The 363-nt window shown below is 38.8% G+C and carries 1 protein-coding gene; it reads left to right on the top strand.

Annotated elements, in window-relative coordinates; genetic code table 11:
• A partial coding sequence (locus ACG9ZB_RS16770) for an integrase core domain-containing protein (RefSeq protein WP_419326805.1) occupies positions 1–220 on the top strand: 220 nt, incomplete at its 5' end.
• Between the last annotated feature and the right edge of the window lie 143 nt (positions 221–363).

The following is a 363-nucleotide window of genomic DNA, read 5'->3' as shown; positions in this document are numbered from 1 at the left end:
TAATGCTTTGGCTGAAACGGTGAATGGCTTATACAAAACAGAGGTGATTGAATATTTAAAAGCAGATTGGCAAGGTTTAGCAGATGTACAACTTGCGACACTAAACTGGGTAGATTGGTTCAATAAAAAGCGTGTACACAGTGCACTGGGTTATGTATCGCCTTTTGAGTTTAAAGCAATGTACTATGATAAGATTAACCCGTTAGGTCAGGTGGCCTAACTTAAATAAAAAAGTCTCCGACAAACCCGGTACGGTTCAATGTCTCGGAAACAGCTAGACAACTTAGCATTTCAATGCAAACTCTTTCAAATTGGAATACCAAAGCAAAGGCTGGAACTTTAGCAGGTACAAAACAGTATTCA

Source organism: Acinetobacter johnsonii, assembly GCF_048551975.1.
Classification (GTDB): Bacteria; Pseudomonadota; Gammaproteobacteria; order Pseudomonadales; family Moraxellaceae; genus Acinetobacter; species Acinetobacter johnsonii_A.
Note: the sequence above shows the minus strand (reverse complement) of the source record. Positions and strands in the feature narration are given on the sequence as shown.